Source organism: Kiloniellales bacterium, assembly GCA_030064845.1.
Taxonomy (GTDB): domain Bacteria; phylum Pseudomonadota; class Alphaproteobacteria; order Kiloniellales; family JAKSDN01; genus JASJEC01.
On the sequence record JASJEC010000004.1, the window covers coordinates 20,702 to 45,843 of the forward strand.

The following is a 25,142-nucleotide window of genomic DNA, read 5'->3' on the forward strand; positions in this document are numbered from 1 at the left end:
ACATGGCCATCGAGCCGGGACCGCGCAAGGCGGCGACGCCGGCCGCCCGCAACGAAACTCCTAGGGCGGTGGGTTGAGGGAAGGCACGGCACGGATGCCCTCTCAGATTCCCCAAAAGAAATTATGCGTCAAACGTTTGAAAGCCGGAATATTTAGTTTGTTTTTTACGATTGTGTACTACGGTTATTGCAAGACAATTTTTCTTCTATTCTGATTCTTGCTCCAATTTCTTCTCAATTTGATTTCTGAATTTGTCGAGCAAGAAGGTCAAGACAAGACCTCTACACGCATGGCGGGCGGGAAGTGGGCGCGAAGCCGGAAGCACTCCGCGTTCCAATAGTACATTTGTGTTGGCTTCTCCTGGTTTTTAAACGTCCCGTTAACCCTATTCGCTTAGCGTTCATTCATATCTCGCTGAAGATCCGAGGAAGACCGCACCATGGATGTCTTTGATCTCTACGCCGAAATCTACGACGAGACCAAGCAGGAGGAGATGTCTCTGCAAGACTATCTTCTCGGATGCCGCGACAACCCTCTGTGGTACGCCAACGCGGCCGAACGCATGGTATCGGCAATCGGCGAGCCCGAGCTGATCGACTCCTCGACCGACGAGCGCCTGGGCCGGATCTTCATGAACCGCACCTTCAAGCGCTACAAGGCCTTCGACGGCTTTTACGGCATGGAAGACACGATCGAGCGGATCGTCGGGTACTTCCAGTACGCCGCGCAGGGCCTCGAGGAGCGCAAGCAGATCCTCTACCTCCTGGGCCCGGTCGGCGGCGGCAAGTCCTCGCTGGCCGAACGGCTGAAGTACCTGATGGAGAAGGAGCCGATCTTCGTGCTGAAGGCCGGCGACCAGGTCAGCCCGATCTTCGAATCTCCGCTCGGCCTGTTCGATCCGGCGCGCATGGGCGACCTCCTGGATGACAAGTACGGGATCGCGCGCCGCCGCTTGACCGGCCTCTTGTCGCCGTGGGCGATCAAGCGCCTCGACGAGCTCGGCGGCGACATCTCAAAGTTCAACGTGGTGCGGATGATGCCGTCGAAGCTGCGGCAGATCGGCATCGCCAAGACCGAGCCCGGCGACGAGAACAACCAGGACATCTCCTCGCTGGTCGGCAAGATCGACATTCGCAAGCTCGAGCACTACAGCCAGAACGACCCGGACGCCTACAGCTTCTCCGGCGGGCTCAATCGCACGACCCAGGGCCTGCTCGAGTTCGTCGAGATGTTCAAGGCGCCGATCAAGGTGTTGCACCCGCTGCTGACCGCGACCCAGGAAGGCAACTATCTGGGCACCGAATACTTTGGCGCCTTCCCGTTCCAGGGCATCGTGCTGGCCCACTCGAACGAGGCCGAGTGGCAGCAGTTCAAGGGCAACAAGAACAACGAGGCCTTCCTCGACCGGATCTGCGTGGTCAAGGTGCCCTACTGCCTGCGGGTGACCGAGGAAGCGCAGATCTACGACAAGCTGCTGCGCGATAGCGAGCTCTCGGAGGCCAAGTGCGCGCCCGAGACGCTGATCATGCTGAGCCGCTTCAGCTGCCTGACGCGCCTGCTGGAACATGAGAACTCGGCGCTGTTCTCCAAGCTGCGGGTATATGACGGCGAGAACCTGAAGGACACCGATCCCAAGGCGCGCTCCGCGCAGGAGTACCACGAGGTGGCCGGCGTCGACGAAGGCATGACCGGCGTCAGCACGCGGTTCGCCTTCAAGGTTCTCTCGGAGACCTTCAACTTCGACACCGATGAGATCGCCGCCGATCCGGTGCACCTGATGTACGTGCTGGAGCGCTCGATCAAGCGCGAGCAGTTCCCCGACGACGTCGAATCGTCCTACCTCGACTTCATCAAGTCGGAGCTCGCGCCGCGCTACGCCGAGTTCATCGGTCACGAGATCCAGAAGGCCTACCTGGAATCCTACACCGAGTACGGCCAGAACCTCTTCGACCGCTACATCGCCTACGCCGATGCCTGGATCGAGGAGCAGGACTACAAGGATCCCGATACCGGGCAGATCTTCAACCGCGAGATCCTGGACGCCGAGCTGTCCAAGATCGAGAAGCCCGCAGGAATCGCCAATCCCAAGGACTTCCGCAACGAGGTGGTCAAGTTCGCGCTGCGCGCCCGGGCCAACAACGAGGGCCAGAATCCCTCGTGGACCAGCTACGAGAAGCTGCGCGAGGTGATCGAGAAGCGCATGTTCAGCCAGGTCGAGGACCTGCTGCCAGTGATCAGCTTCGGCACCAAGAAGGACAGCTCGACCGATAAGCAGCACAAGGAGTTCCTGTCCCGCATGGTCAGCCGTGGCTATACCGAGCGCCAGGTCCGGCGCCTGGTCGAGTGGTACATGCGGGTCAACAAGGCAGGCTGATCGGAGACCGAGATGAGCGCTCCCCACTTCATAGACCGCCGGCTCAACCCCAAGCAGAAGAGCCTGGGGAACCGCCAGCGCTTCATGAAGCGGGCGCGCGCCCAGATCAAGGAGGTGGTCGACAAGACCGTCAAGGAGCGTCACGTCACCGACATCTCCAGCGGCGAGACCGTCTCGATCCCCTCCAAGAGCATCGCCGAGCCGCGCCTGCACCATTCGCCGATCGGCGGTCACCGCCAGCGCATTCTGCCCGGCAACAAGGAGTTCAACGCCGGCGAGCGCATCCCCAAGCCGCCCCAGGGCGGCGAGGGCGAAGGCGGCAAGAAGGCGACCGATTCCGGCGACGGCGAGGACGAGTTCCGTTTCGTCCTGTCGCGCGAGGAGTTCATGGACCTCTTCTTCGAGGACCTGGAGCTGCCCGACCTGGTCAAGACCAACCTCAAGGAGATCTGCAACCTGCGGCCGCACCGCGCCGGCTACTCTACCCTGGGGTCGCCGACGAACATCAACGTGCTGAAGACCATGCGCAACAGCTTCGGCCGGCGGCTCGCGCTCGGGCGCCCCTCGGACGAGCAGCGGCGCGCGCTGGAGAAACGGATCTTCGATCTCGAGGCGAAGTCGGACCTGACCCCGGAGGAGCGCCAGTGGATCACGGCGCTGCACAAGCAGCTCGAGGAGCTCGACCAGCGGCGCCGGGCGATTCCCTTCGTCGACCCCTTCGACATCCGCTACAACCGCTTCGACGTTACGCCGGAGCCCAACACCAACGCGGTGATGTTCTGTCTGATGGACGTCTCTGGCTCCATGGGCGAACGGGAAAAGGACCTCGCCAAGCGCTTCTTCATCCTGCTGCACATGTTCCTGAAGCGGCGCTACGAGCGGATCGACCTGGTGTTCGTGCGCCATACCCACGAAGCCCAGGAGGTCGACGAGGAGACCTTCTTCTACAGTCGCGAGACTGGCGGCACCGTGGTCAGTTCGGCTCTGCGCGAGATGCTGCGGGTGCAGAGCGAGCGCTACCTCGCCGGTGAATGGAACATCTACACGGCCCAGGCTTCCGACGGGGACAACTTCTCCGGCGACGCCGAGCGCTGCATAGACCTGCTGCAAAACGAGATCATGCCGGTCAGCCAGTACTACGCCTACGTCGAGATCCTCGACGAGCGGGAGATGGAGCTGTTCCGCGATCCCGACAAGGGAACGGCCCTGTGGCAGGCCTACCGCAGCGTCGGCCAGGCCTGGGACAACTTCGCCATGAAGCGTATCGCCGGGCCGGGCGACATCTATCCGGTGTTCCGCGAGCTCTTCGCCCGCACCAAGGTCGAGGCCTGAGCGGCCACGCCGCCTAGAGGGAGGACGAGGAATGGCTGCTGCCGCGGCGAGAACGAAGAAGCCGAAGAACGCCTATCTCTTCGAGGGCTCGTCCTGGACCTTCGAGACCATGGCGCGGACCTACGAGGCGATCGAGGAGGTGGCGCTCGAGGATCTCGGCCTCGACGTCTACCCGAACCAGGTCGAGGTGATCTCTTCCGAGCAGATGCTCGACGCCTACAGCTCAATCGGCATGCCGCTGATGTACCAGCACTGGTCCTTCGGCAAGCGCTTCGTGCGCGAAGAGCAGCTTTATCAGAAGGGCTACCAGGGCCTGGCCTACGAGATCGTCATCAACTCCAACCCCTGCATCAGCTACAACATGGAAGACAGCACCATGGCGGTGCAGGCGCTGGTGATGGCGCACGCGGCCTTCGGCCATAACCACTTCTTCAAGAACAACTATCTCTTCAAGCAGTGGACCGACGCCGAGGGTATTCTCGACTATCTCGAGTTCGCCAAGCGCTATATCACCAAGTGCGAGGAGAACCACGGCTCCGCGGCGGTCGAGGAGATCCTCGATGCCGCCCACGCGCTGATGGACCAGGGTGTCTTCCGCTATCGCCGCCGGCCCAAGCCGAACCTAAAAGAGCAGGCGCGGCGCGAGCAGGAAAGGCGCGACTACGAACAGAAAACCTTCAACGACCTCTGGCGCACCGTGCCGCAGAAGCCCGGCCAGGACGCGGCCAACGCCGAAGAGCTGGCGCTCGAGGAGCGCAAGAAGAAGCTCAAGCTGCCCGAGGAGAACCTGCTCTATTTCCTGGAGAAGAACAGCCCGGTGCTGGAGCCTTGGGAGCGCGAAGTGCTGCGCATCGTGCGCCACATCGCGCAATACTTCTATCCCCAGCGCCAGACCAAGGTGATGAACGAGGGTTGCGCCACCTTCGTCCACCACTACATCGTCAACCGTCTCTATGAGATGGGCCGCATACCCGAAGGCGCCATGCTGGAGATCCTCCACACCCATTCCAACGTGGTCTTTCAGCCGGGCTTCGACGACCGCCGCTTCTCCGGCATCAATCCCTATGCCCTGGGCTACGCCATGATGGAGGACATCAAGCGCATCTGCCTCGAGCCGAGCGACGAGGACCGCGACTGGTTCCCGGAGATCGCCGGCTGCGGCGATTGGCGCGGCACGCTCAAGGACGCCTGGGCGAACTACCGCGACGAGTCCTTCATCAAGCAGTACCTAAGCCCGCACCTGATGCGGAAGATGCGGCTCTTCGTGCTGGTCGACGATGCCAAGGACACCCATTACACCGTTTCCGACATCCATGATGAACGCGGTTTCCGCGATGTCCGCGCGGCGCTGGCCCGTTCCTACGATCTCGCCTACTGCGAGCCCGACATCCAGGTCGCCGACGTCGACCTGCGCGGCGACCGCAAGCTGCGCCTGCAGCACACCCTGCGCGACGGCGTGCCGCTCGAACAGAAGGGCCGCGACGAGGTGCTGAAGCATATCCGCCGGCTCTGGGGCTACGACGTCAGCCTGAGCGGGGTCGACCGGGAAGCCGGCCGGATCCACTATCAGGTCTCGACCGTGAACGGTTCCGACGAAAAATCCGACAAGAAGAGCTGAGCCGCGGGTCACCGAACGCGTTTGCCCCTCCCGCAGCCCGAATTTTGACACAATCGGCGGACGCTCGGCCTGTCATGCTGGGGCGGTAAGGCTGGAGGGGGACAGGCTTGGCGCGATTTCTGGCGGTCATTGCGATTGTCTTATGGCTGCCCGGCTGCGCCGTTGTCGGCGTCGGCCTCGCGGCGATCGTTGCCGACAATATCTCCCAGGGCGAGGACAGCTACACCAATCAGGCCTTGGACTGGACCTGCAACGCCACGGTGCGGCAGGACCGCCTGGAGGATGGGACCTGCCCGTCGTCTCCCGAGAAGGGCAAGTAGTCGAAGTGGGCGATTCCTAGAGCAGATCCGAGTTTGACTGAATCGCCGGAGGCGATCCATCAAACCCGGTGAATCCGCTCTAAACGACCCGGGCCTGACAGGGAGCCAGCGGCGCTACTTCTGAACCCACTGGCCGCTCTCCTGGAGAAAGTAGGTGCCCCTCGGCGCGTCCTTCATGATCTGCTCGGCATAGACCCGGCCGATCTGCTCCAGCGCGACGCCGGCGTCCTTCGCCCGCTTCTCGTAAATCTTGCGTCTCTGAGCGTTGATCGAGTCGACCGTCGCGCGGGCGCCGCCGTCGCGGGCTACGAGGAAACCGTCGTAGCGTTCGCCGACGGCTCCGGCCCGCCGCAGCGCGTTGAGATCGTCGGCGGCGAGCACCGTCATGGCGGGCAGGAGGCTCGCCGCCGCCACTGCGGTCAGGAAGTATCGTCTGGAGTGTATCGAGGGCGCCATGGCGAGGGTTCGCTTCTCGTGATTCAGAAGATCTTGGGGTTCTCCTCGATGTCTTCCTTGGCCTGCTCTTCCAGCTTGAGCCTGACCTCGGCATCGAGCTTGATGTTCAGGTTGATGGTGATCGGTTCCTTGGGCGCCTCGACCTTCACGGTCGGCTGGCAGGCCGCGAGACAAAGAGCGATCAAGATAAGCGAAGGCGCCGCCGCACGGGCGCACACTGTCGTCCTGTCCATGTTGCTATCTTATACGAGTCCTAGCGTCGAAGTCTCCACGAACGGCGCAGCGCCTCTCCGGAAACTTCCGAGCCTTGGGCCAGTGCCTCCAGGATCGGGCCGATGTTGCCGGTCAGGTTGATGTTGAACTCGAAGGGATGACCCTCGAGCACCGCCGGGTTGTTGCCGAGCAGCTTCAGCGCGATCTCGATCTCGTTTGACGCGTCCTTGGTTCCAGCGAGCGTCAGCGTGTCGTAACGGAAGTCCTCCAAGGCCTGCAGGAGGAGCTGGACCGGCTCGCCGCCCGCCCGCAGCATCTCGGCCGCGGCCTCCGATTTGAACCGAAGACGGCCGGGCCGTTGGGCCCGCAGCGCGGCGTCTGCCACGATGACCGCGCCATCCTCGATCCGAACCGGGATCTGCCCGACGATCTCGCCGTTGCCCTCGAGGCCTTCGAGCTTGAGCCGGTCGAGCAGCGTCTCGAGATCGAGGCCGAGAACCTGGATCACCGCCTCCTGCTCGGGGCGGTCGAGCACCCAGAGGGTATCGGAGACCCTGAAACGGCCGCCCATCGCCGCGAAGTCCGCCTGTTCGATTAGGACCGCGGCCGGCTCCTGGGGCAGAACGCGAAACGCGACCCGGAGGTCCGTTACGGGCACCGCCTGCTCGATCCGCCCGGCGACCAGAAGCTGAGCGGGCGGGCTGCCGACCGCCGGGAGCAGGGGCGACAGGGTCAGGCCGAGGCCGAGCCCGGCGACCGCCGTGCCCTCCGCTTCGAAGGAGAGGTCTTCGAGCGTCAGCGAGACCGCACCCTGCGGGCCGGACGGTCCCCAGGTGAGTTCGCCCTCCACCTCGGCCCGACCGGCGGCCTTCTCCAGAACGGCCAGCCGCGGCGAGAGGTCGCCAGGCTGAAGTCCATTGGGGTCGAAGGTCAGAGTCTTCGGCGCCAGACGCAGGCGGCCGCTCTGATTGGCCGGATCGTGGACACCCGAAAGGACCAGGGGGGCCGCGGCCGGCGGACCGGCGAGCTCGGCGGAGAAGCGGTAGACCTCGCCGTCCGGCGCAACTTCGCCTTCCAGGCGGGCGGGGGCGAAGCGCGGCGCCGCGCCGCTGTCCTCGACCGTATCGATCGTGAAAGCGATCGGCCGGGCCGGCTCCGCCGCCAAGGGGATGGTGGCCGAGAGTCCCGACAGCGCGAGGGCTGGCTCCGGCAGCGCGAGGCGCCATGCCTCGAAGGCGAGCGTCTGCGATCCGCTGTCGAACCGCGCCGTGCCCGAGCTGGCGGTGACGAGCAAGGGCTCTTCGGCTTCCCGTTCGACCTCGAGCTCCAGCGCGTCCAGCGCCAGCGTGACCAGCTGGCCGGTTGCGCCGACCCGGCCGGTCAGACGGCCCGCCGCGTCGAGGGCGCCCAGCGGCAACCCGCGCAGGTCGGCGCTGCGGATCCGCGCCGCGAGTTTGTCGAACGAGAGACCGAGGGCGCCGGCGTCCTGGTCGAGCCGCGCGTCCCCGCTCAGCAGCGCGCTCAGGCGGCCGGGCGCCACGATGGACAAGCTGCCGTGCAGGTTCAGCGCTGGGTTCGGCTGGGTCAGGTCGGCGCGCAGTTCGAAGACTTCGTCGTCGACGCCGCCCAGCCTGAAGACAAGCTCATGCCCGAGGAGCTGGCGGGGCAGGCGGGCCTTGTCGATCAGCGCCTCGACCGGGACGGCGTCGCGTAGCGCTGCGCGTCCGTCCAATTTGGCTTCGATCCGGCCGCCGCTGAGGCGCGCCACCAGGGGAAAGTTCGCGTCGAAGGCCTCGACTTGATCGGGCAGGACCCAGTCGGACAAGCGGATATCGAGTCCGACCTCCAGCTCCAGCTGGCGCAGCAGACTCTTCGGGTCGGCGAGGCCCTGGGGCAAGGCGGACAGGGGCGCCAGCTTTCCCGCGACGGAGAGAGCCAGCCCGGTCCGTCCATTGGTCGGCTCGACCAGTCCGGCCGCCTGCAGGGGCAGGAGCTGCCAGGGCAGATCACCGACATCCGCGCCCAAGCGAAAGGCGGCGTCCAACCGAGGCGCCCGGATCCAATCCTCCACGACCAGATTGAGTTCGAAGCCGCTGCCGTAACGTGGGTCGCCGCCGTGGGACCCGGTCAGGCTGAAGGCCTCGTCCCGCAATTGCACCGCGAGCGAGCCGGCGCCGAATTCCTTGCCCCCCAGATTGAACGCTTCGAGGTCGAGATCACCCTCGAACCGCTCCAGGGTTTCCCTACTGCTACGGAAATCGATCGACCCGCCGGCGACCGCGAGCTCGAGTCCGACGACGGGCCAGGTCAGGGACCCGGGGCGCAGGACGAAGCGGCCGTCCACGCGGCTCGCGGCGTCGATCGTGAAGTCCAGCAGCCCGGTGATCCGGCCCTGGTCTCCGGCGACGGAGAAGTCGAAGCTGCCCGGCGTGCCCGCCCCGCCGACCGGGCCGAGCCGGCCGTCGGCGGTCAGGACCACGGGGCCGATCCGTGTGCGGGCGACCACCTTGGCGTTGCGGACCGCGATATCCGGCAGATCTCCCGGCGGACCCTCGGCGCCGGTCTCGGTCAGGAGCGGGCCGAAGACCTCGTCCAGGCTGCCCAGCGGCGGACCCCGGCCGGTCAGGTCGAGGCTCAGGGTCAGTCCGTCGACCGAGACCCCGGCGAAACGGCCGGTGAAGAGTTCCGGCCAGCGGTAGGTCAGCGTCACGTCCTCGACCTGGAGTTCCCGGTCGCGGCCCGCGGTGATCCCGCTGATCCGCGCCTCGCCGAGCCCCAGCGCCGTCACCTCGAGGCTGGCGAAGGCGAAGCCGCGCTCGGTCAGCTGGTCGCTGAGCCACCACTGGGCGACGTTGGTCCGGTAGGCCACCAGGGCCGCCAGCGCCAGGACGAGAAGGCCGAGGGCAAGCGCGGACCCGGTAACGAGAGGGCGCTTCATGGGGCCGGAGCTTAGCAAGTCCGCCGGCCGTCACGAAGCGATACCGAGGGGCGGGGCGCGTTACTTTCAACCTGTCCGGCCGCGCTTGTTGGGCCCTCGATTTGCCGCTAGTTTGTCGGCCTTCGGCGCGACCAATCGGACCCTCGAGGATGACCAACGCGACCCTCAAGCTCTACGCCTCGCTTGGCGACTACCTGCCGCCGTCGGCCAAGAAAAACGCGGTCAAGATCACGCTCGAGCCCGGCGAGGCGACGGTCATGGCGGCGCTCGCAAAGTTCAAGGTGCCGCCGGAGAAGTGCCACCTCGTGCTGATCAACGGCGTCTTCGTGCCGCCGGGTCAGCGGGCGAGCTACGCGATCGAGGAGGGCGACACCATCGCCGCCTGGCCGCCGGTCGCCGGAGGCTGAGCGCCGCCGTTCATGCAGGTCGTCAAGGACATGGCGCTGACCCCGGCGGACTTCCTCCGGGATCTCGAACGAGCCCTGCCTGGCTTGGACTACCGCGTCGAGGGCACCAAGGTCGAGGTCGGCGACGCCGAGCGCGGCCTCTCGATCACGCTGCAAGAGCTCGAACCCAGACGCCTCAGCAGCCTCCTGTCGCTGCCGCGCTGCGAGATCGCGATTACCTTCCGCGGCTATGAGGCGGCCGAGCGGGAGGCCTTCCTGGCGCAGTTCTACAAGGCTTACCAGCGCGGTGGGGGATAGGGTCGGCTCTTGCGAGCAGGAGGCGTCGCATGAACGGCGGGCAGGTTCAGGCCCGCGACCGGCTCGAGATATCCGGCGGCCGAGCCAGGCTGATCGTCGGCGGGCGGGCCAGGGAAGAGGTTGACTGCTGCACGATCGAGAAGCTCTTCGTGGTGCGCCACGAAGACCAGCTGTATCACGGACATGAGCCCTTCTTCGTTGCCGTCTTCCCCGACCGCCTCTGGGTCGTTCCGGAGTATACGCCTGGGATCGACCGCTTCATGAAGGCGCTCGCGCCGAGGTTGAGTCAGGAAAAGCGCGTCTACCGCGCGCTCACGCCGCCGCGTCCCTTCGCCTGGCGCATGATAATCCTGGGCTTTTTGCCGCTCTTTCCGATCCCGCGCCTCGCTGCTCATCCCCTCTCCAGTCTGCCGCGTTGGCACGAGTCGGGACCCTACAGTCCCGCCGAGGTTGAGGAGGTTGCCGTCGAGCTGGGCTACTCTGACTCGCTGGAAGGCCAGGGCGCCGCCCCGCTTTGACCAAGGTCAAGGCGGGCCTGAACGGGGCAGGCTAAGGGCAAGCCCCATGGATGCCACCATTGGCCACAACTCCCAGGACGCCTCGATCGAGGTCGAAGTCCGCCTGTTCAACTCCATGATCCGCTACGCGAACAGCGGTGGCACGGCGTGGCGTCTCTCGGTGCCGGCGGGCACGACCGTGGGCGAACTGGCAGCCCGCCTCGGCATCCCCTGCGAGGACCTCTTCCTGGTCCTGGTGAACGGCCGCGATATTACGCCGGGTATTTTCGGTGACGCGGTCAAGAGCTACCACGTGATCGAGGACGGCGACGTGGTCGCCTTCTCCGGCGCCGTCCCCTACAGCTACGGCTACGGCGCGCCGGTGGTGTAAGGCGCTCGGAAACTAACCCATTTCGGCCAAATCCGCTGGATTGCGGTATGAGGAATAGTGCCTCATCCGCAAGGGCCGGTTAACTTTCCCTCCCTAGCGTGACTATGAGATTGCTTGAGGCCCCGTGCGATGAACCCGATGATGAACTTCGACCTGTCGTCGCTGCGGTCCCTGGCCCTCAGTTTCGTCTTTGGTGGCTTTCTGGCGCTTGTCGCCTTGGCGTCCAGTCTCGTCGCGTCCTCTTTGACTGCGTGGTTCGCCTTAGAGACGGACTCGATCTCCCAATGGGTGCTTTCCTGCGTCACCATCGTTTCGATGTTCTATGCCATGACCTGGATGCTGAAAGCGATGGGACCTCTCCTGAAGAGGCACGGAGGGTCACGGACCGGCGAGCTGGGTTTCCTTCAAACACTGGTGGCCGCCCTTACGATGGTCTCGCTTCTTTTCCTCGTTGAGCGCCAACTCGATCTGGGGTGGTCGGAAGACCAGTGGTTGTTCTGGCTCTTGCTGCCGATCCTTCTCTTCCTGCCTGGCTACGAGAGCTTCGAAGCCGCTCTCGTGCGCCGCGATGAGAACGAAGAGCGCTCATAAGCGGCCAACTGATTCTGCACAATCTGGGTAGGCGTTCCGGCTGAACGCCGTGCCGAGTCTCCGCAGCCCTCGCCCCCGGGTCCGGGAGGAGAGGGGCTTTGTCGTACGCTCGACCCTGGAGGCTCAAGCGGTGCGATCACTAACGTTCGGCACGCTTCCAGACCGGGAAGGGATCCTTGAGATTCTTCCAGGCGACCGCGTCCATGGTCATGGCGTCGGCATCGCCGACGAGGCAGGCATCGAGCCGGCGTCTTATCGCGGCCTCGTCCATGTCGGTGCCGATGAAGACGATTTCCTGGCGGCGGTCTCCGTAGACGGGGTCCCAGGATCTGGCGACGTGCTGACGCCACTCCGGGTGATCGGGCCAACGTTCCTTTGGAATGCTCGCCCACCAGAACCCCATGGCCTCGTGGCGCACAAGCGCGCCAGCCTGGCTCAAATCGCCGACCCAGTCTGGGCGGGTGGCCAGCCAGAAGTGCCCCTTGGCGCGGATGACTCCCGGCCAAGAGGAGTTGATAAAGGCGTGGAACTTCTCGGGATGAAAAGGGCAGCGGGCCCGATACACGAAGCTGCGCACGCCATACTCTTCCGTCTCCGGCTTGTGTTCGGCGAAGCCATAGAGCTCCTTGAACCAGAGAGGATGCTCCTGAGCCTTGTCATGATCGAACAGGCCGGTGTTCAGGACCTTGCCCAGGGGCACGCGCGACATGCTGGTCTCTATCAGCTCCGCGTCGGGATTGAGCGATCGGATGATCTTGCGCGCGGCATCGAGCTGATCGGGCGTCGCGGCATCGATCTTGTTCAAGATGACAAGGTCGGCAAACTCGATCTGATCGACCAGCAGGTTGACCAGCGTGCGGTTGTCTTCCTCGCCCAGCGACTCGCCCCGGTCCTTGAGAAAATCGGTAGAGGCGTAGTCGCGCAGGAGGTTCGCGGCGTCGACGACGGTTACCATCGTATCGAGGCGCGAGACATCCTCGAGGCTCTCGCCGTCTTCCGTCCGAAAGTTGAAGGTTGCCGCCACGGGCAGGGGCTCGGAAATGCCGGTGGATTCGATCAGGAGGTAGTCGAAACGGCCGTCCTGCGCCAGGCGCCGAACCTCCTTGAGAAGGTCGTCGCGCAAGGTGCAGCAAATGCAGCCATTGGTCATCTCGACGAGTGTTTCCTCGGTGCGGCTTAGATTGGCGCCACCGTCGCGGATGAGATCGGCGTCGATGTTCACTTCGCTCATGTCGTTGATGATGACCGCGACGCGCTTACCCTCGCGGTTGTTGAGCACGTTGTTGAGGAGAGTGGTCTTGCCTGCGCCGAGAAAGCCGGACAGGACGGTGACGGGAAGTCTCGCTGACATCGGAAGTCTCACTGGCATGGACGCCTGGGTCTCCTGGCTCAAAGAGGGGTCGGGCTGGGCGCAATGGGCTAGAACTCGGTCGGATCGTCGACATCCGGCTCGCGGATGCCAGGTTTGTGGATGCCCGGCTTGTGTATGCCTCGTCTGGTCATGCGTTGCTGCATCGCGAGGCCATTCGACCAGCTCCCGCACAGCCGCTCCCGCCGCAGCTTGATCGGGCAGATGCCGCCAGCGAAGGTTGCCGAGCAAAGAACCGCTGGGCCGGTTTCCGACCAACCTACCTTCACCTCAATTCCTCTCCTTTAGCCAAGCCCAGCTCTCGGACGTCGCTGTGCTTTGTGTCAGAATAAAGAACGTTATAACATTACATTTTTACCACGCAACAAGAGTTGAGTCCTTTGTGTCATGCAGTCCTATGATCTGCCCGCAGCCGTTCCCGTCGCCTTCGGTCAGGGTCGTCTGAATGACCTTGGCAGGCTAGCCGCAGAGCGGCTCGGCCCCAAGCAGCGCTTGCTGCTGGTCGCCGATCCCTTTGCCGTCGGCTCCGGCTTGGCGGGACGCGTGATTGAGGGCTTGGAGGAGGCCGGACATGCGACGGCGCTCTTCAGCGATCTTGCCAGCGATCCGCGCGAGAGGCACGTCGATGCCTGTGCCGAGATGGCGCGAGATTGCGGTGCCAATGCCATCGTGGCGCTTGGCGGCGGTTCGGCCATGGACGTCGGTAAGCTGGCTGCCGCTCTTGTCGGCGTGGTGGAGGGCTCGGCCGACTATGCCCTGGAAATCAAGCCATTCCCCGGCAATGGCCTGCCGGTCATTGCAGTCCCCACCACCTCGGGTACAGGGTCGGAAATGACCGCGGTCTCGGTCTTCTCGCTCGCCGACGGCACAAAGGTCTGGGCCTCGGGACCTGAGCTCTTTCCGAAGCTGGCGCTGCTCGATCCGGAGATCACGACCAGCCTGCCGGCCTCTTTGACGGCGGCGACCGGCGTCGACGCTCTGGTCCATGCCATCGAGTCGATGACCAACTGCAAGGCGCATACCCTGAACGATGCTCCGGCGATGCGGGCCATCGGCCTGATCCGGCGCTGGCTGCCGCGGGCGGTGGCGGACGGTAGCGATCTCGAAGCACGCGGCCAGGTGCAGATCGCGGCCTGCCTTGCCGGTGCGGCAATCGCGGTCACTGGATGTGCGGTGGCGCATGGTCTGGGTCATGCCTTGGGCACAGTGGGTCACGTGCATCACGGACGCGCGGTCGGTCTATCGTTGCGCGTGGCCTTGGGCGGCAATGTGGCGGCAACGCCGGAGCGTCATGCGCTGGTGGCCGAAGCCTTCGGTCTCGAGCCTCGGGGGCGCCGCGATGCCGCCCTGGCCGCGGCTCTGCCCGAGGCCTATGACGCCTTCCTTCGTGAGGTTGGCTTAGAGATCAGCCTGGCCGGCGACGGCCTGAGCGGCTGCGACGCGGCGCGCCTGGCGGCGGCCTGCGACACGCCGGAGAACCGCCCCATGTTCGCGGTCACCTGCCGTGACTTCGACCGAGCCGAGGTGGAGCGCCTCTGCCGCGAACTGCTCACGGCGGCGTAGCTGCCTGTTGTCACAGGGTTGGTGAAAGGGGCGACGGGGCGTCAGAGCGCCTGGTTTCGGTCGGCTGTGTCGATGACGGCTAAAGCCCGGGTCGCCAGCGGCCGCATTTTCACCTTGGTCGCCTTTGGCCGCAGCGGCTCAGGTTGGTTTCGGCAAAGACAAAACCCCCTCACACGGCGCACGTCCGGGTGAGGGGGCTTTGTTGGCGCTCGCTACTTACAGGCTCAGCCGCTCCAAGGTCTCGTTGGAGGGCACGCCCTCGGTGGTCCAGCCGCGGACCTGGTAGTACTCGGGCAGCATCTTGGCCAGGCCGTTGACCTTGCCCTCGGCGGGGCCGGTCTTGGCCGCGTCCTTGACCAGGCGCGCCGGCAGGTTGTCGTCCTTGCCGGTGAAGCCGGCCGCCAGGTTGAATTGGCGCTCCAGGTTCCAGATCCGCTCGCCCACTTCCAGCAGGCTGTCGGTAGTCCAGTTGCCCTCGCAGGCCGCATCGATCTGGGGCGCGATGTCGTCCAGGGTCCAGGCGAAGGTGGTGAAGACGCAGATGCCCGCGGAATCGACCGCCGCCGTGGCGTCCTGGAAGGCCTTCACCAGGCCGGCCTTGCCGTCGGTCTCCAAGGGATCGGTCTTCTCGGGGATGCCCAGGATCTCCGACGACACGGTGTAGCTGCGCAGGTGGCAGGCGCCGCGGTTGGAGGTCGCGTAGGTCAGGCCCATGCCCTGGATGCCCCGGGAGTCGTAGGCCGGGAACTCCTGGCCCTTGACCGACATGGAGAGCTCGGGGTGGCCGTACTTCTCGCACAGCAGCTTGGAGCCCAGGCCGATCTCGGCGCCGAAGCCCTCACCGCGGCCGGTCAGCTCGGCGATCTCGGTGAGCGCGCGCTCGTTGCCGAACTTGAGGTCGATGCCGCCGGTCTGGTCCTTGCTGATCACGCCCATCTCGTAGAGCTCCATCGCTGCGCCGACCGTGGCGCCGAAGGAGATGGGGTCCATGCCTTGCTCGTTGCAGATGAAGTTGGCGAAGGTCAGCGCGTCGAGATCCTCGACGCCGGTCGCCGCGCCCAGGGCCCAGGCCGCCTCGTACTCGAGCCCGCCCGAGGCCATCTGGTACTGCGGCCGGTCGACTACGGTGTAGTGGGTCCGCTCGATCTGCGAGACCCGGCCGCAGGCGATGGTGCAGCCGAAGCAGGCGGCGTTGCGGATCAGGTTGGCCTTGCCGTCGCTGGCCCGCTTCTCGGCCATCTTCTCGGCCGAGATGTTGTTGGCGCCCTCGAACTGGACGTCCCGGTGGTTGCGGGTCGGCAGGGCGCCAACCTCGTTGATCACGTTCATCAGCACCTGGGTGCCGTAGGTCGGCAGGCCCTGGCCGGTGACCGCATTCTCGGCAAGGACGGCCTTGCCCTTGTTGGTGGCGTCGAGGAAGGTCTTGGGGTCCTCGACGGTGACGCCTTTGGTGCCGCGGATCGCGACCGCCTTGAGGTTCTTCGAGCCCATCACCGTGCCGACGCCGGAACGGCCGGCGGCCCGGTGCATGTCGTTCACCACGCAGGCGAACTTCACGCCCTTCTCGCCGGAGACGCCGATCGAGGCGACCCGGATCATGGGATCGCCGTGCTTCTTTTTGATGTGCTCCTCGGTGTCCCAGACCGTCGTGCCCCACATGTCGCTGGCATCGATGAGCTCGGCGTCGTCGTCCTGCAGCAGGAGGTAGACCGGATTGGCGGCCCGGCCCTCGAAGATGATCATGTCCCAGCCGGCGTTCTTCATCTCGTTGCCGAAGAAGCCGCCGGAGTTGGAGCAGGCGATCGCGCCGGTCAGGGCGCCCTTGGTGACCACGGAGTAGCGCCCCGCGGTCGACGCGCAGGTGCCGGTCAGCGGGCCTGTCGTCATGATCATCTTGTTCTCGGGAGCCAGCGGATCGACCTTGGGATCGACCTCCTCGACCAGATACTTGGTCGCCAGGCCGCGCTGGCCCAGGTACTTATGCGCCCACTCCATGTTGAGCGGCTCGGACGTGCAGGTGCCCTTGGTGAGGTTCACCCGCAGAAGCTTCTTGGCCCATGCCATGATGTATCCCTCCCTCTAGGCTTCGGCGCGGTTGCCGCTGTCGGTCTTCGCGGCCCAGGTGCGCATCTTGTCCAGACCGGTCCAGTCGGCGTCGATATAGGTGATCGCGTCGGTCGGGCAGGCCTTGGCGCACTCAGGCTCGCCCTCGCAGAGATCGCACTTCACGACCTTGCCGGTCGAGTGGTTGTAGTTGATCGTGCCGAAGGGGCAGGCGATCGTGCAGACCTTGCAGCCGACGCAGAGCGAATCCGAGACCACCTTGGCGCCGGTCGCCGCATCGACGCTGATCGCATCGGTCGGGCAGGCCTCCATGCACCAGGCCTCGGCGCATTGGGTGCAGGTATAGGGGACGAAGCGCCCTTCGCCCTCGAAGTTGAAGACCTTGATCCGCGACTTGGACGGATTGAAGGAGCCCTCGTTATCGAGGGAACAGGCGATCTCGCACTGAAGGCAGCCTGTACATTTACCCGGATCGATATGCAGCGACTTTTGCATGAGCCTCATCCCTGGTGATCGTTGTCGACTTGCAGCGGCAGCACTCGACCGCAGGCCGGCCTGCCCTCCCATTGGTGGGTAGTTTATACAGTCTTCGGCCCAGGGCAAACGCTTCAGCCTCCGGTTTCGGCCGGAACGGCCAAGCGCCGCATTTGTCGAAAATTTTCGTCGAATCGAAGGGCACAAACTTGCCCCGCCCGGCGCTGAGCGCTTCGTGCGATAAAGGTGCCGTAAGACGAAGGACGAGGGCCATGAACGATCGCCAGGTCAAGTGTCTCGGAGCCTCGCTCGCCGCGGTTGGCCTGGCGCTCACACTCTTCGCCTCCTTGGCCGGCGCCGATCCCAGGGGCGGCCCCCCGGCGCCGCTCAGGGACGCCGGCCTGACGGTCTCCGCGGCGGCCGGTGCACCGGCTCAGCCCAGGCCGTAGACCGCCAGCAGGATCAGCACCGCCGAGAAAATGCCCGCGACCCAGGTGCCGACGCCCGCGCCGGCGCCCACGTCGCTGTCGTCGACCTCGACCGGGCCGACCGGCTCTAGGTCGGACTTTCCCGCCATCGCCTCCGCTCCTTTGTCCTATCCGCCGAGGAAGAGCCGGCCGACCTGGGGATCGGCGAGCAGCTCATCGCCGCTGCCGGCCATGGCCAGCTGGCCCGAGACCAGGACGTAGCCGATATTGGCGAACTCCAGGCCTTTCTTTGCGTTCTGCTCGACCATGATGATGGTCTTGCCCTCGGTGTTCTGCAGGTCGTCGAGGATCTCGAAGACCATGTCGATGAAGCGGGGCTCCAGGCCGATCGAGGGCTCGTCGACCAGCAGGACCTCCGGATTCATCACGAGAGCACGTGATATTTCGAGCAGGCGCCGCTCGCCGCCGGAGAGCACCCGCGCCGCATGGCGCCGCCGCGCCGCAAGCCTCGGGTACTTCTCGAAGACCCTTTCGGCCGCCTCCCTGGCCTCGGCCGGCTTGTCCTTCAGGTAGCCGCCCATCCAGAGGTTCTCCTCCACGGTCATGCCCGGGAAGACCGACTTGTCCTGCAGGATGTAGGCGATGCCGGCTTCCTTCAGCTTCTGGTTCGAGGAGAGCGCGGTCACGTCGCGGCGGGGCTCGCTCTCGCCGACCAAAATCTGCCCCGAGAAGATCCGGGTGAAGCCGAAGATCGAGTGCAGGATGGTCGACTTGCCGGCGCCGTTGGGGCCGATCAGGCAGAGCGACTGGCCCCGCCCGACCTGCAGGTTGAAGTCGTGAAGGATCTCCATTTTGCCGTAGCCGGCGCGCAGGTCCTTGATCTCGACGTAAGGCTCGCCTTTGACCAGCTCGGCGATCTTGCCCTCGGGCACGCCGGCCTCGGCGATCGCCGCCGCCTGCCGGTTGACGTCCTCGACCGAGATGACCGTGTCGACCGAGCCCTGGTGATAGCCGCGCGATTGCCCGGGCGCGGAAGGAGTGGTGTCGCCGCCCTCGGCCATCAGTGCGCTCCCAGGTAGGCGTCGATGACCCGCTGGTCTTTCTGGATCTCGTCCGGCGTGCCTTCGGCCAGCATCTCGCCGTGGGCGAGACAGTAGATGCTCTCGGCCAGGTTCATGATGACCCGCATGTTGTGCTCGATGACGAAGAGGGTGATGCCGAACTCCTCGTTGGCCCGGCGCAGGCGGTCGATCAGGCCGTTGATCAGGGTCGGGTTGATGCCCGCCGTCGGCTCGTCTAAGAGCAGCACCTTGGGCTCGTTCATCAGCGCCATGGCGAACTCGAGCAGCTTCTGCTGGCCGAAGGAGAGGTCGCCCGAGATCAGCCGGCGCTTCTGGTAAAGCCCGACGAACTCCAGGAGCCTCTCGGCCTTTTCGGTCAGCTCCGCGGGGTACTTGCCGAACATGTCGCCCCAGCCGGCATTGCGGTGCGGCACGGAGATCAGCATGTTGTCGACGCAGTTCATCGCGGAATAGATGCGTGTCTGCTGGAACGTGCGCAGCATGCCCAGGCGGGCGATCTGCGGCACGCGCAGCTTGGAGATCTCCCGGCCCTCGAATTGGATCGAGCCGCCGTCGATCGGGTGGTAGCCGACGATCGAGTTGAACAGCGTGGTCTTGCCCGAGCCGTTGGGGCCGATCAGGCCGGTGATCCGGCCCTCCTCGACGCTCATCGAGATGTCCTTGTTGGCCTGGACGCCGCCGAAGGCCTTGGAGACGCCGCTAACCTCGATCATCGCGCTCATTCCGCCGCCTCCCGCCGCGGCTCGCCCTCGGTGAGGTCCGCCTCCTCGACCTTGATGCCGAAGAACTCCGGCCACTTTTCCTGGGCCCAGCCCAGAATCCCCTGCTGGAAGTAGACGACGTTGATGATGATCAGGAGGCCGAGCGCGACCCATTGCCAGCCGAGCAGGTGGGTCCAGGTAACCTCCTTGATGACGTGGAACAGGGTGGCGCCCAGGACCGGGCCCCAGAGCGTGCCCTTGCCGCCGAGCAGCGCCATGAGCACCATGAAGATGCCGAAGGTGACCGTGGGGAAGGCGACCTCCAGCGGCTCGATGAAGCCGGTCATGTTGCCGAAGATGCCGCCCGAGATGCCGAGGAAGAAGGCCGAGATCGACCAGGCCACGGTCTTGTAGCGGTTCGTGTGGATGCCCATGGCCTCGGCCTTCTCCTCGTCGTCGCGGATCGCGTTGATCGCGAGGCCGAAGCGCGTCGAGTAGAGCCAGCGCAGGAAGAGGAAGGTCGCCAGCGCGCTGAACAGGCAGAGGTAGTAGAACAGCCAGGCTCGCTCGTCCGGGCCGCCGGGATAGGTCGGCATGGAGATGCCGCCGCCGCCGCCGAGCCAGATCCAGGCGCCGACCAGCTCGCCCGCCGCGATGGCGACGCCGAGCGTGCCGATCGCGAAATAGGGCCCGCGCAGGCCGAAGACGATGCGGCCGAACACGACGGCGAAGAGCGCCGAGAAGACGGCCGCCGCGACCAGGCCGACGGCGAGCCCCGTGAAGTACTGCGCCGGCGTGAAGTCCACCTTCACGGCGCCGAAGGCCGAGGTGTACTCGCCGACGTCGTAGAACAGCCCGATCTGGACCACGGCGCAGACGTACATCCCGGCGCCGAAGAAGAAGATGTTGCCGAGCGAGTTGTAGCCCATCTGGCCGCCCATGGTGTCCCAGGTCAGCGCGAAGAGCACCATCACCCAGAGGACCGAGATCTGGAAGGTGTAGTTGGGGAACACGAAGGGCGCGACCAGCCCGAAGACCAGCACGGCGCCTTGCAGCAGCGCTTCCCGGGACGCGAAGGCGTTCATTGAACCACCTGCCGCTGGCGGCCCTGCTGCACCTGCCGCCACATGAGGACGCCGATCAAGAGGCCGACCACGGTCGCCTGCTGGAACTCGGCCCCCAGCACGAAGCCGCTGTACTGCTCGGCCACGCCGAGGCCGAGGCCGGCGATGATGACGCCCGGCAGGTTGCCGAGACCGGCCGCCACCACGATGACGAAGGCGCGGATCGAGTGGGTGATGCCGAAGTAGGGCTGGATCACCCAGATCATCGAGATCAGCACGCCGGCCGCGCCGCAGATCGCGGCGTTCAGCGAATAGGTGAAGGCGTAGACCCGGTCCGTGTTGATGCCCATGACCTTGGCGGCCCGGGCATCCTGCGCCGTGGCGCGGATCGCCTGGCCCATGCGGCTGTTCTTCATGAAGAGCACGAGCGCGGTCGCCAGCAGCGCCGCCAGTATAAAGGAGATCAGCTTGATGTTGGCCACGGTGACGAGGCCGTCCAGCATGGAATGGATCGCGAAGCCGGATTCCGCCGATTTCACTTCCGGCCCGAACACGCGGTTGAGCACCTGCTGGACCACGATCGCGAGCCCGAAGGTGGCGAGCAGCGAGGTGAAGAGGTCGCGGCCGATCACCCGGGCGATCACCAGGCGGTAGACGATCCAGCCGAAGACGAACATCACCACGATCGCGACGGGCAGGGCCAGAATCGGATGGATCCCCGCGTTCGCCATGGAAACGGCGATGTAGCCGCCCATGATGACGAAGTCGCCCTGGGCCAGGTTCTTGACGTTCATGACGCCCCAGACCAGGGCGAGGCCGTAGGCGGCGAGCGCGAAGATCGCGCCGATGAACAGCCCATCGAGCAGAAGCTGCACGTTGAGCGCCGGCGCGAGGCCGAGCAGGTTGATGTTGTCGAGCATTGCTGCAATGGCGCGCGGTTGCCCGCGCAGCTCCTTACGAGACCATGAAAAAGACCGAGGCCGCACCCCTTCCGCCGCGGACGGCGGAGGCGGTGCGGCCCCTGGTCATGTCACACCCTGACGCCGGCCCTGTCGACTACTGGGCCTTGCGCGGGTGGTTGACCGGGTGGGAGGCCCACTTGGAGGGCGCCACCACATTGTACTGACCGTCCTGGATCTGACGCAGCACCATCGGCTTGGCGATGTTGTTGCCCGCCTCCGAGAACTTGATGCCGCCATAGAAGGTCTTCATGTTCGTCGCCGAGAGGGCGTCGCGCACCTTGCCGACGTCGAAGGTGTTGGCCCGCTCGAAGGCGTCCTTCCAGACCAGGACCGCGGCCGAGGCCTGGGCGGCCTGGTAGGGCACGTTCTTGTAGCCGTCGAAGGTCTTCTTGAAGAGCGCGTCGTACTCGGCGGCCGTGCCGAAGTAGCCGTCCTCGTAGGTCAGGGTCTCGGCCCATTGGGTCGGGCAGAGGAAGTCGTTGGTCGCCGAGCCGAACTGCTCGATGATCTTGGCCGCCTCGCAGTGGGTCATGGCGATCATCGGCACGTCGATCTTCATCTCCTTGATCTGGCGCGCGGCCGTGGCGGCCCCCTTCGAGTGGCCGGAGACCACCAGAAGGTCGGGCTTCAGCGCCTTGACCTTGGTCAGCGTCGCCGACATGTCGGAAAGGTCGCGCGGCAGCTTGTCGTCGATCACGATCTGCATGCCGTATTTCTTGGCGTCGTCGACCACCCCGGCGCGCACGTCGAGCGAGAAGGGGTCGTTCTCGAAGGCCATGGCGATCCGCACGTCGGACGGATCCTTGCCGTTCTTCTTGGCGATCTCGGCCGCCAGGTCGATCGAGCTGGCGAGGTACTGCTCCGAGGTTGAGAGCACGGCGAAGAGGTACTTGTAGCCCTGGGTGAAGAGCGAGCGAGAGGCGCCCTCGGCCTCGACCATCGGGATCTTGTACTTCTCGGTGACCGGCGCGATCGCCTTGGTCAGACCCGAGGAGTACGGGCCGAGCATGAACTGGACGCCGTCCTGCTTGATCAGGCGCTCGGCGAGCTGGGCCCCGCGCGCCGGGGTCGACTCGTCGTCGTAGTAGACCACCTTCAGCTTGTAGGACTTGCCGCCGACCTTGACGCCGCCCATCTCGTTGATGCGCTGGACCGCCAGGTCGTAGCCGTTCTGGGCATGAATCCCGTTGGTCGAGTACTTGCCGGTCAAGGAAATGGCCGAGCCGAGTACAATGGTGTCGCCCTCGACCTTGGCCGAGGCCGGCAGCGCGGCCAGGGAAAGGCCCGAGAGCGCGACGGTCGACACCGCCGTGATGCGAAGTAGACGCATTGGCTGAAACCTCCTGTTCACCATAACTGGTTTTTCGGCGGCCCTTGCTGGGCCGTCCCGTTGAGTCGTGATCATAGAGGGATTGGTTTCTGGTTCAAGGGCCGGGGCCGGCCCCTCAACGCGCGCTCGCGGCACCCCCGATCCTGCTACCGTATGACCACCCCGCAGGCCACGCGGGCGCCGCCGCCGCCCAGCTTTTCCGGCTCGTCGGCGTAGTTGTCGCCGCCGGCGTGGATCACGATCGAGCGGCCGGTCAGGTCGGCCAGCGTGAGGCGCGGCGCCCAGCTGACCCGGGTCGCCCGGCCGTCCTGGCCGACGTAGAGCACCGGCAGGTCGCCGAGATGGCCGTCGCCCTGGGGGCCGGCGTGGCGGCCCGTGCCCTCCGGGTCGTAGTGGCCGCCCGCCGCGAGGCCCGGCACCAGGGTGCCGTCGTCCCGCCGCGCCGGCCCGCAGTCGGGGTTCTCGTGCACGTGGGTGCCGTGCTGACCGGGCGTCAGGCCGCGCAGGTTGGGGATGATCTTGAGGCCCTTGGGCGAGTCGTGGAACTCGATCGTGCCGATGACGGCGCCGACGCCAACCTGGTCGACCGTCCGCATGGTGACGTGGACCGAGGCCGCCGAGGCCGGACCGGCCGCAACAAGTCCAAAGGTGATGAACGCCCAGAGCATTCTCATTATCGCCACCTGCCCTCGTTCTCCTGAGCGCCCTGCTGGCGCCGCTTCCCGAACGACACGATTTTACAGGTAGCTGAACAACAAGACGACGGCAAATAGCGCCGCGACCATCATCACCGTACTACCGGTCTGCCAAGTGCGCGCAAGCACGGAATGGGGGCCGTGCAGGTGGAAGACCCGCTGGATCCAGAGGTCGAGGCCGTGGCGCAGGCCGCGCTCCAGCCTGACGCCGAGGATGTGCGCCTGATCGAGCAGGGAGCGCGCGGCTCGGGGCAGGAGCCAGCGGTAAATCCACTCCGAATCGATGTTTATGCCGGGCAACTCCGGTGGATAGAGTTTGGTCAACTGCAGGAAGACGAAAGCAAGGGCCGAGAAGAAAAGCAGCTGACACTGCACCAGCACATGGGCGGCCGTGTAGGGTTGATACTCCACGGGATAGGGCAGGATGCTGTAGAGCGGGTCGGGATAAACGCCGACAAAAATGCAGATAAAGGAGGCCAGGAACATCGCCACCAGCATGTTGGGTCGCGCTTCCTTGACGCGGATCCCGGAATCATGGGCGAAGAAGGCGAAATAGGGAATCTTGATGCCGGAGTGATGGAACACGCCCGCGGAGGCGAAGAGCAAGAATAGCCAAACGATTGGATAGCCTTCCTGCAGCGCGGCGGTCAGCACCATGGACTTGGCCACAAAGCCGGAGAAAAGTGGAAAGGCGGATATCGAGGCCGCTCCGATAATACAGAACACCGTCGTGAACGGCATGCACTTGTACAGCCCTCCCAGCCTCGAGCCGTCGACAGTGCCGACCCGGTCCAAGACCGCGCCCATGGACATGAAGAGCAGTGCCTTATAGACGATGTGCACGAAGGCATGGGCGGCGGCGCCGTTGATCGCCATCTCGGTGCCGATCCCGACGCCGGTCACCATGAAACCGACCTGGTTGATCAGGCTGTAGGACAGCACGCGCCGCAGATCGTTCTCGATGACCGCGTAGAAGATCGGGAACATCGTCATGGTGGCGCCGATGTAGACAAGGATTTCCGTCCCGGCGTACCCGCGCGCCAGCGTGTAGACCGCCAGCTTGGTCGTGAAAGCGCTGAGGAAAATCGTGCCGGTCGGCGTGGCCTCCGGATAGGCGTCGGTCAGCCAGTTGTGCAGCAAGGGGAAGGCGCTCTTCATCCCGAAAGCGATGAGAATGAGCCACCCGCCCGGCGCATCGAGGCCGATGTAGTCGAAGGCGATGCTGCCGGTGTGGGAGGCCCAGACCAGGACGCCGGCGACCAGGAACAATCCAGACAGGACTTGAATGGCCAGATAGCGGATAGCGGTCGCCTGGGCCCGCTCCGTGCGCCGCGCCAGGATCAGGAAGACCGACGTTATGGCGGTCAGTTCCCAGAAAATGAACAGTGTGATGAGGTCGCCGGCGAACAGGGCGCCGATCGAGCTGCCGGCGTATAGCGTGCCGCCGACGTGCTGGACCCTGTCGCGCACATGAAGGGCGTAGATGGCGGCAAGCAACGCCGCCAGATGAAACACGTAGCCGAAAACCAGACTGAGCTTGTCGACCCGCACCAGGACCAGCGTGTAGTCGAACAGCTCAATCGCGCCGGATGTGCCGAGGGGAAGGTTGTAGAGATTGATCGCGCCAATCACTGGGGTACTCAGCAGCACCGCCTGACGCAGGCGGCCGCTCGTCACCGCCGCCAGCGCGCCGCCGACAAACAGGATGAGAAAGGGCGCGACGCTAGTCATCGTAGTAGTCTTCTTTGCGCTGCACCACCTTCCGCATCACCGTGGCCGCCAAGACCAGGAAGGTGCAACACACGAAGCCATAGATGCCGTAGAAGCCGAACAAGGCCTCCCAGGGATGATCGACGTACCTCTTGACGAAAAAGTCGAGAACCACCAGCAGGGCGCACACAGCGTATAGCGCGTAGATCAAGGCCTTGACGTTGCGCGGGTTGTCGAAGATGTACTTTTTCTCTTTATCGTCCATG

At 65.0% G+C, this 25,142-nt stretch carries 27 protein-coding genes; 11 read left to right on the plus strand and 16 right to left on the minus strand.

Annotated features, from left to right (window positions below):
• Positions 1-439 precede the first annotated feature (439 nt).
• The 4 genes from QNJ67_02275 to QNJ67_02290 all read left to right on the plus strand — a co-directional run bounded on the left by QNJ67_02275 (position 440) and on the right by QNJ67_02290 (position 5,644).
• A complete protein-coding gene (locus QNJ67_02275; protein MDJ0607775.1) occupies positions 440-2,374 on the plus strand; it encodes a PrkA family serine protein kinase in 1,935 nt (644 codons plus the stop codon).
• 12 nt (positions 2,375-2,386) lie between these two features.
• Positions 2,387-3,706 (plus strand): YeaH/YhbH family protein, encoded by a 1,320-nt coding sequence (locus tag QNJ67_02280; protein MDJ0607776.1) that lies wholly within the window; start codon positions 2,387-2,389, stop codon positions 3,704-3,706.
• Positions 3,707-3,737: 31 nt separating this feature from the next.
• Complete coding sequence (locus QNJ67_02285) at positions 3,738-5,324, plus strand: SpoVR family protein (protein ID MDJ0607777.1); 1,587 nt, start codon at positions 3,738-3,740, stop codon at positions 5,322-5,324.
• 107 nt (positions 5,325-5,431) lie between these two features.
• Positions 5,432-5,644, plus strand: a complete 213-nt coding sequence (locus QNJ67_02290; GenBank protein ID MDJ0607778.1) for a hypothetical protein — start codon at positions 5,432-5,434, stop codon at positions 5,642-5,644.
• 114 nt (positions 5,645-5,758) lie between these two features.
• On the opposite strand, the gene QNJ67_02295 is transcribed toward QNJ67_02290, so the two are convergent.
• The 3 genes from QNJ67_02295 to QNJ67_02305 are packed head-to-tail and all read right to left on the minus strand — an operon-like array spanning position 5,759 to position 9,251.
• Positions 5,759-6,100 carry a YdbL family protein gene (locus QNJ67_02295; protein ID MDJ0607779.1) on the minus strand — a complete coding sequence of 114 codons (342 nt, stop codon included), beginning with the start codon at positions 6,098-6,100 and terminating at the stop codon, positions 5,759-5,761.
• A gap of 23 nt (positions 6,101-6,123) precedes the next feature.
• Positions 6,124-6,333, minus strand: a complete 210-nt coding sequence (locus QNJ67_02300) for a YnbE family lipoprotein (protein MDJ0607780.1) — start codon at positions 6,331-6,333, stop codon at positions 6,124-6,126.
• A 20-nt stretch (positions 6,334-6,353) separates the two neighbouring features.
• Positions 6,354-9,251: a YdbH domain-containing protein gene (locus tag QNJ67_02305; protein MDJ0607781.1), complete on the minus strand. Its 2,898-nt coding sequence runs from the start codon at positions 9,249-9,251 to the stop codon at positions 6,354-6,356.
• Positions 9,252-9,400: 149 nt separating this feature from the next.
• Between QNJ67_02305 and QNJ67_02310 the strand changes: the two genes are divergently transcribed.
• From QNJ67_02310 to QNJ67_02330, 5 genes are all read left to right on the plus strand, one after another.
• The gene (locus QNJ67_02310; protein MDJ0607782.1) at positions 9,401-9,658 is read left to right on the plus strand and encodes a MoaD/ThiS family protein; all 258 of its coding nucleotides are present in this window, start codon (positions 9,401-9,403) and stop codon (positions 9,656-9,658) included.
• Positions 9,659-9,670: 12 nt separating this feature from the next.
• Positions 9,671-9,955 carry a hypothetical protein gene (locus QNJ67_02315; protein MDJ0607783.1) on the plus strand — a complete coding sequence of 95 codons (285 nt, stop codon included), beginning with the start codon at positions 9,671-9,673 and terminating at the stop codon, positions 9,953-9,955.
• A 29-nt stretch (positions 9,956-9,984) separates the two neighbouring features.
• Positions 9,985-10,473 carry a hypothetical protein gene (locus QNJ67_02320; GenBank protein ID MDJ0607784.1) on the plus strand — a complete coding sequence of 163 codons (489 nt, stop codon included), beginning with the start codon at positions 9,985-9,987 and terminating at the stop codon, positions 10,471-10,473.
• Positions 10,474-10,519: 46 nt separating this feature from the next.
• The gene (locus QNJ67_02325) at positions 10,520-10,843 is read left to right on the plus strand and encodes a hypothetical protein (GenBank protein ID MDJ0607785.1); all 324 of its coding nucleotides are present in this window, start codon (positions 10,520-10,522) and stop codon (positions 10,841-10,843) included.
• A gap of 138 nt (positions 10,844-10,981) precedes the next feature.
• Positions 10,982-11,434 (plus strand): hypothetical protein, encoded by a 453-nt coding sequence (locus QNJ67_02330; protein ID MDJ0607786.1) that lies wholly within the window; start codon positions 10,982-10,984, stop codon positions 11,432-11,434.
• A 139-nt stretch (positions 11,435-11,573) separates the two neighbouring features.
• On the opposite strand, the gene zigA is transcribed toward QNJ67_02330, so the two are convergent.
• Both zigA and QNJ67_02340 read right to left on the minus strand, forming a co-directional pair.
• Entirely contained in the window at positions 11,574-12,785 is a 1,212-nt protein-coding gene (gene zigA / locus QNJ67_02335) for a zinc metallochaperone GTPase ZigA (protein MDJ0607787.1), read from the minus strand.
• 68 nt (positions 12,786-12,853) lie between these two features.
• Positions 12,854-13,072 (minus strand): hypothetical protein, encoded by a 219-nt coding sequence (locus QNJ67_02340; GenBank protein ID MDJ0607788.1) that lies wholly within the window; start codon positions 13,070-13,072, stop codon positions 12,854-12,856.
• A 118-nt stretch (positions 13,073-13,190) separates the two neighbouring features.
• On the opposite strand from QNJ67_02340, the gene QNJ67_02345 reads away from it, so the two are divergent.
• A complete protein-coding gene (locus tag QNJ67_02345) occupies positions 13,191-14,366 on the plus strand; it encodes an iron-containing alcohol dehydrogenase (protein ID MDJ0607789.1) in 1,176 nt (391 codons plus the stop codon).
• A gap of 216 nt (positions 14,367-14,582) precedes the next feature.
• Here the strand turns inward: QNJ67_02345 and QNJ67_02350 are convergent, their stop codons facing one another.
• On the minus strand, positions 14,583-16,430 hold the full coding sequence (locus tag QNJ67_02350; GenBank protein ID MDJ0607790.1) for an aldehyde ferredoxin oxidoreductase family protein: 1,848 nt from the start codon (positions 16,428-16,430) through the stop codon (positions 14,583-14,585).
• 15 nt (positions 16,431-16,445) lie between these two features.
• Positions 16,446-16,925, minus strand: a complete 480-nt coding sequence (locus QNJ67_02355; protein ID MDJ0607791.1) for a 4Fe-4S dicluster domain-containing protein — start codon at positions 16,923-16,925, stop codon at positions 16,446-16,448.
• Positions 16,926-17,176: 251 nt separating this feature from the next.
• Here QNJ67_02355 and QNJ67_02360 point away from each other — a divergent pair, with 251 nt between their 5' ends.
• Entirely contained in the window at positions 17,177-17,353 is a 177-nt protein-coding gene (locus QNJ67_02360; protein ID MDJ0607792.1) for a hypothetical protein, read from the plus strand.
• Here QNJ67_02360 and QNJ67_02365 read toward each other — a convergent pair.
• From QNJ67_02365 to QNJ67_02405, 9 genes are all read right to left on the minus strand, one after another.
• Positions 17,338-17,481 (minus strand): hypothetical protein, encoded by a 144-nt coding sequence (locus QNJ67_02365; protein MDJ0607793.1) that lies wholly within the window; start codon positions 17,479-17,481, stop codon positions 17,338-17,340. The two genes, QNJ67_02360 and QNJ67_02365, sit on opposite strands and share 16 nt — an antisense overlap.
• A gap of 18 nt (positions 17,482-17,499) precedes the next feature.
• The gene (locus tag QNJ67_02370) at positions 17,500-18,393 is read right to left on the minus strand and encodes an ABC transporter ATP-binding protein (GenBank protein ID MDJ0607794.1); all 894 of its coding nucleotides are present in this window, start codon (positions 18,391-18,393) and stop codon (positions 17,500-17,502) included.
• Positions 18,393-19,136, minus strand: a complete 744-nt coding sequence (locus QNJ67_02375) for an ABC transporter ATP-binding protein (GenBank protein ID MDJ0607795.1) — start codon at positions 19,134-19,136, stop codon at positions 18,393-18,395. The genes QNJ67_02370 and QNJ67_02375 overlap by 1 nt, the downstream gene beginning before the upstream one ends.
• Positions 19,133-20,200, minus strand: a complete 1,068-nt coding sequence (locus QNJ67_02380) for a branched-chain amino acid ABC transporter permease (GenBank protein MDJ0607796.1) — start codon at positions 20,198-20,200, stop codon at positions 19,133-19,135. The genes QNJ67_02375 and QNJ67_02380 overlap by 4 nt, the downstream gene beginning before the upstream one ends.
• Complete coding sequence (locus QNJ67_02385) at positions 20,197-21,099, minus strand: branched-chain amino acid ABC transporter permease (protein MDJ0607797.1); 903 nt, start codon at positions 21,097-21,099, stop codon at positions 20,197-20,199. Before QNJ67_02385 ends, QNJ67_02380 begins: the two co-directional genes overlap by 4 nt.
• Positions 21,100-21,235: 136 nt before the next feature.
• Positions 21,236-22,471: an amino acid ABC transporter substrate-binding protein gene (locus tag QNJ67_02390; GenBank protein MDJ0607798.1), complete on the minus strand. Its 1,236-nt coding sequence runs from the start codon at positions 22,469-22,471 to the stop codon at positions 21,236-21,238.
• A gap of 146 nt (positions 22,472-22,617) precedes the next feature.
• A complete protein-coding gene (gene sodC / locus QNJ67_02395; GenBank protein ID MDJ0607799.1) occupies positions 22,618-23,145 on the minus strand; it encodes a superoxide dismutase [Cu-Zn] SodC in 528 nt (175 codons plus the stop codon).
• Positions 23,146-23,208: 63 nt separating this feature from the next.
• Entirely contained in the window at positions 23,209-24,897 is a 1,689-nt protein-coding gene (locus tag QNJ67_02400) for a Na(+)/H(+) antiporter subunit D (GenBank protein MDJ0607800.1), read from the minus strand.
• The gene (locus tag QNJ67_02405; protein ID MDJ0607801.1) at positions 24,890-25,141 is read right to left on the minus strand and encodes a hypothetical protein; all 252 of its coding nucleotides are present in this window, start codon (positions 25,139-25,141) and stop codon (positions 24,890-24,892) included. The genes QNJ67_02400 and QNJ67_02405 overlap by 8 nt, the downstream gene beginning before the upstream one ends.
• Between the last annotated feature and the right edge of the window lies 1 nt (position 25,142).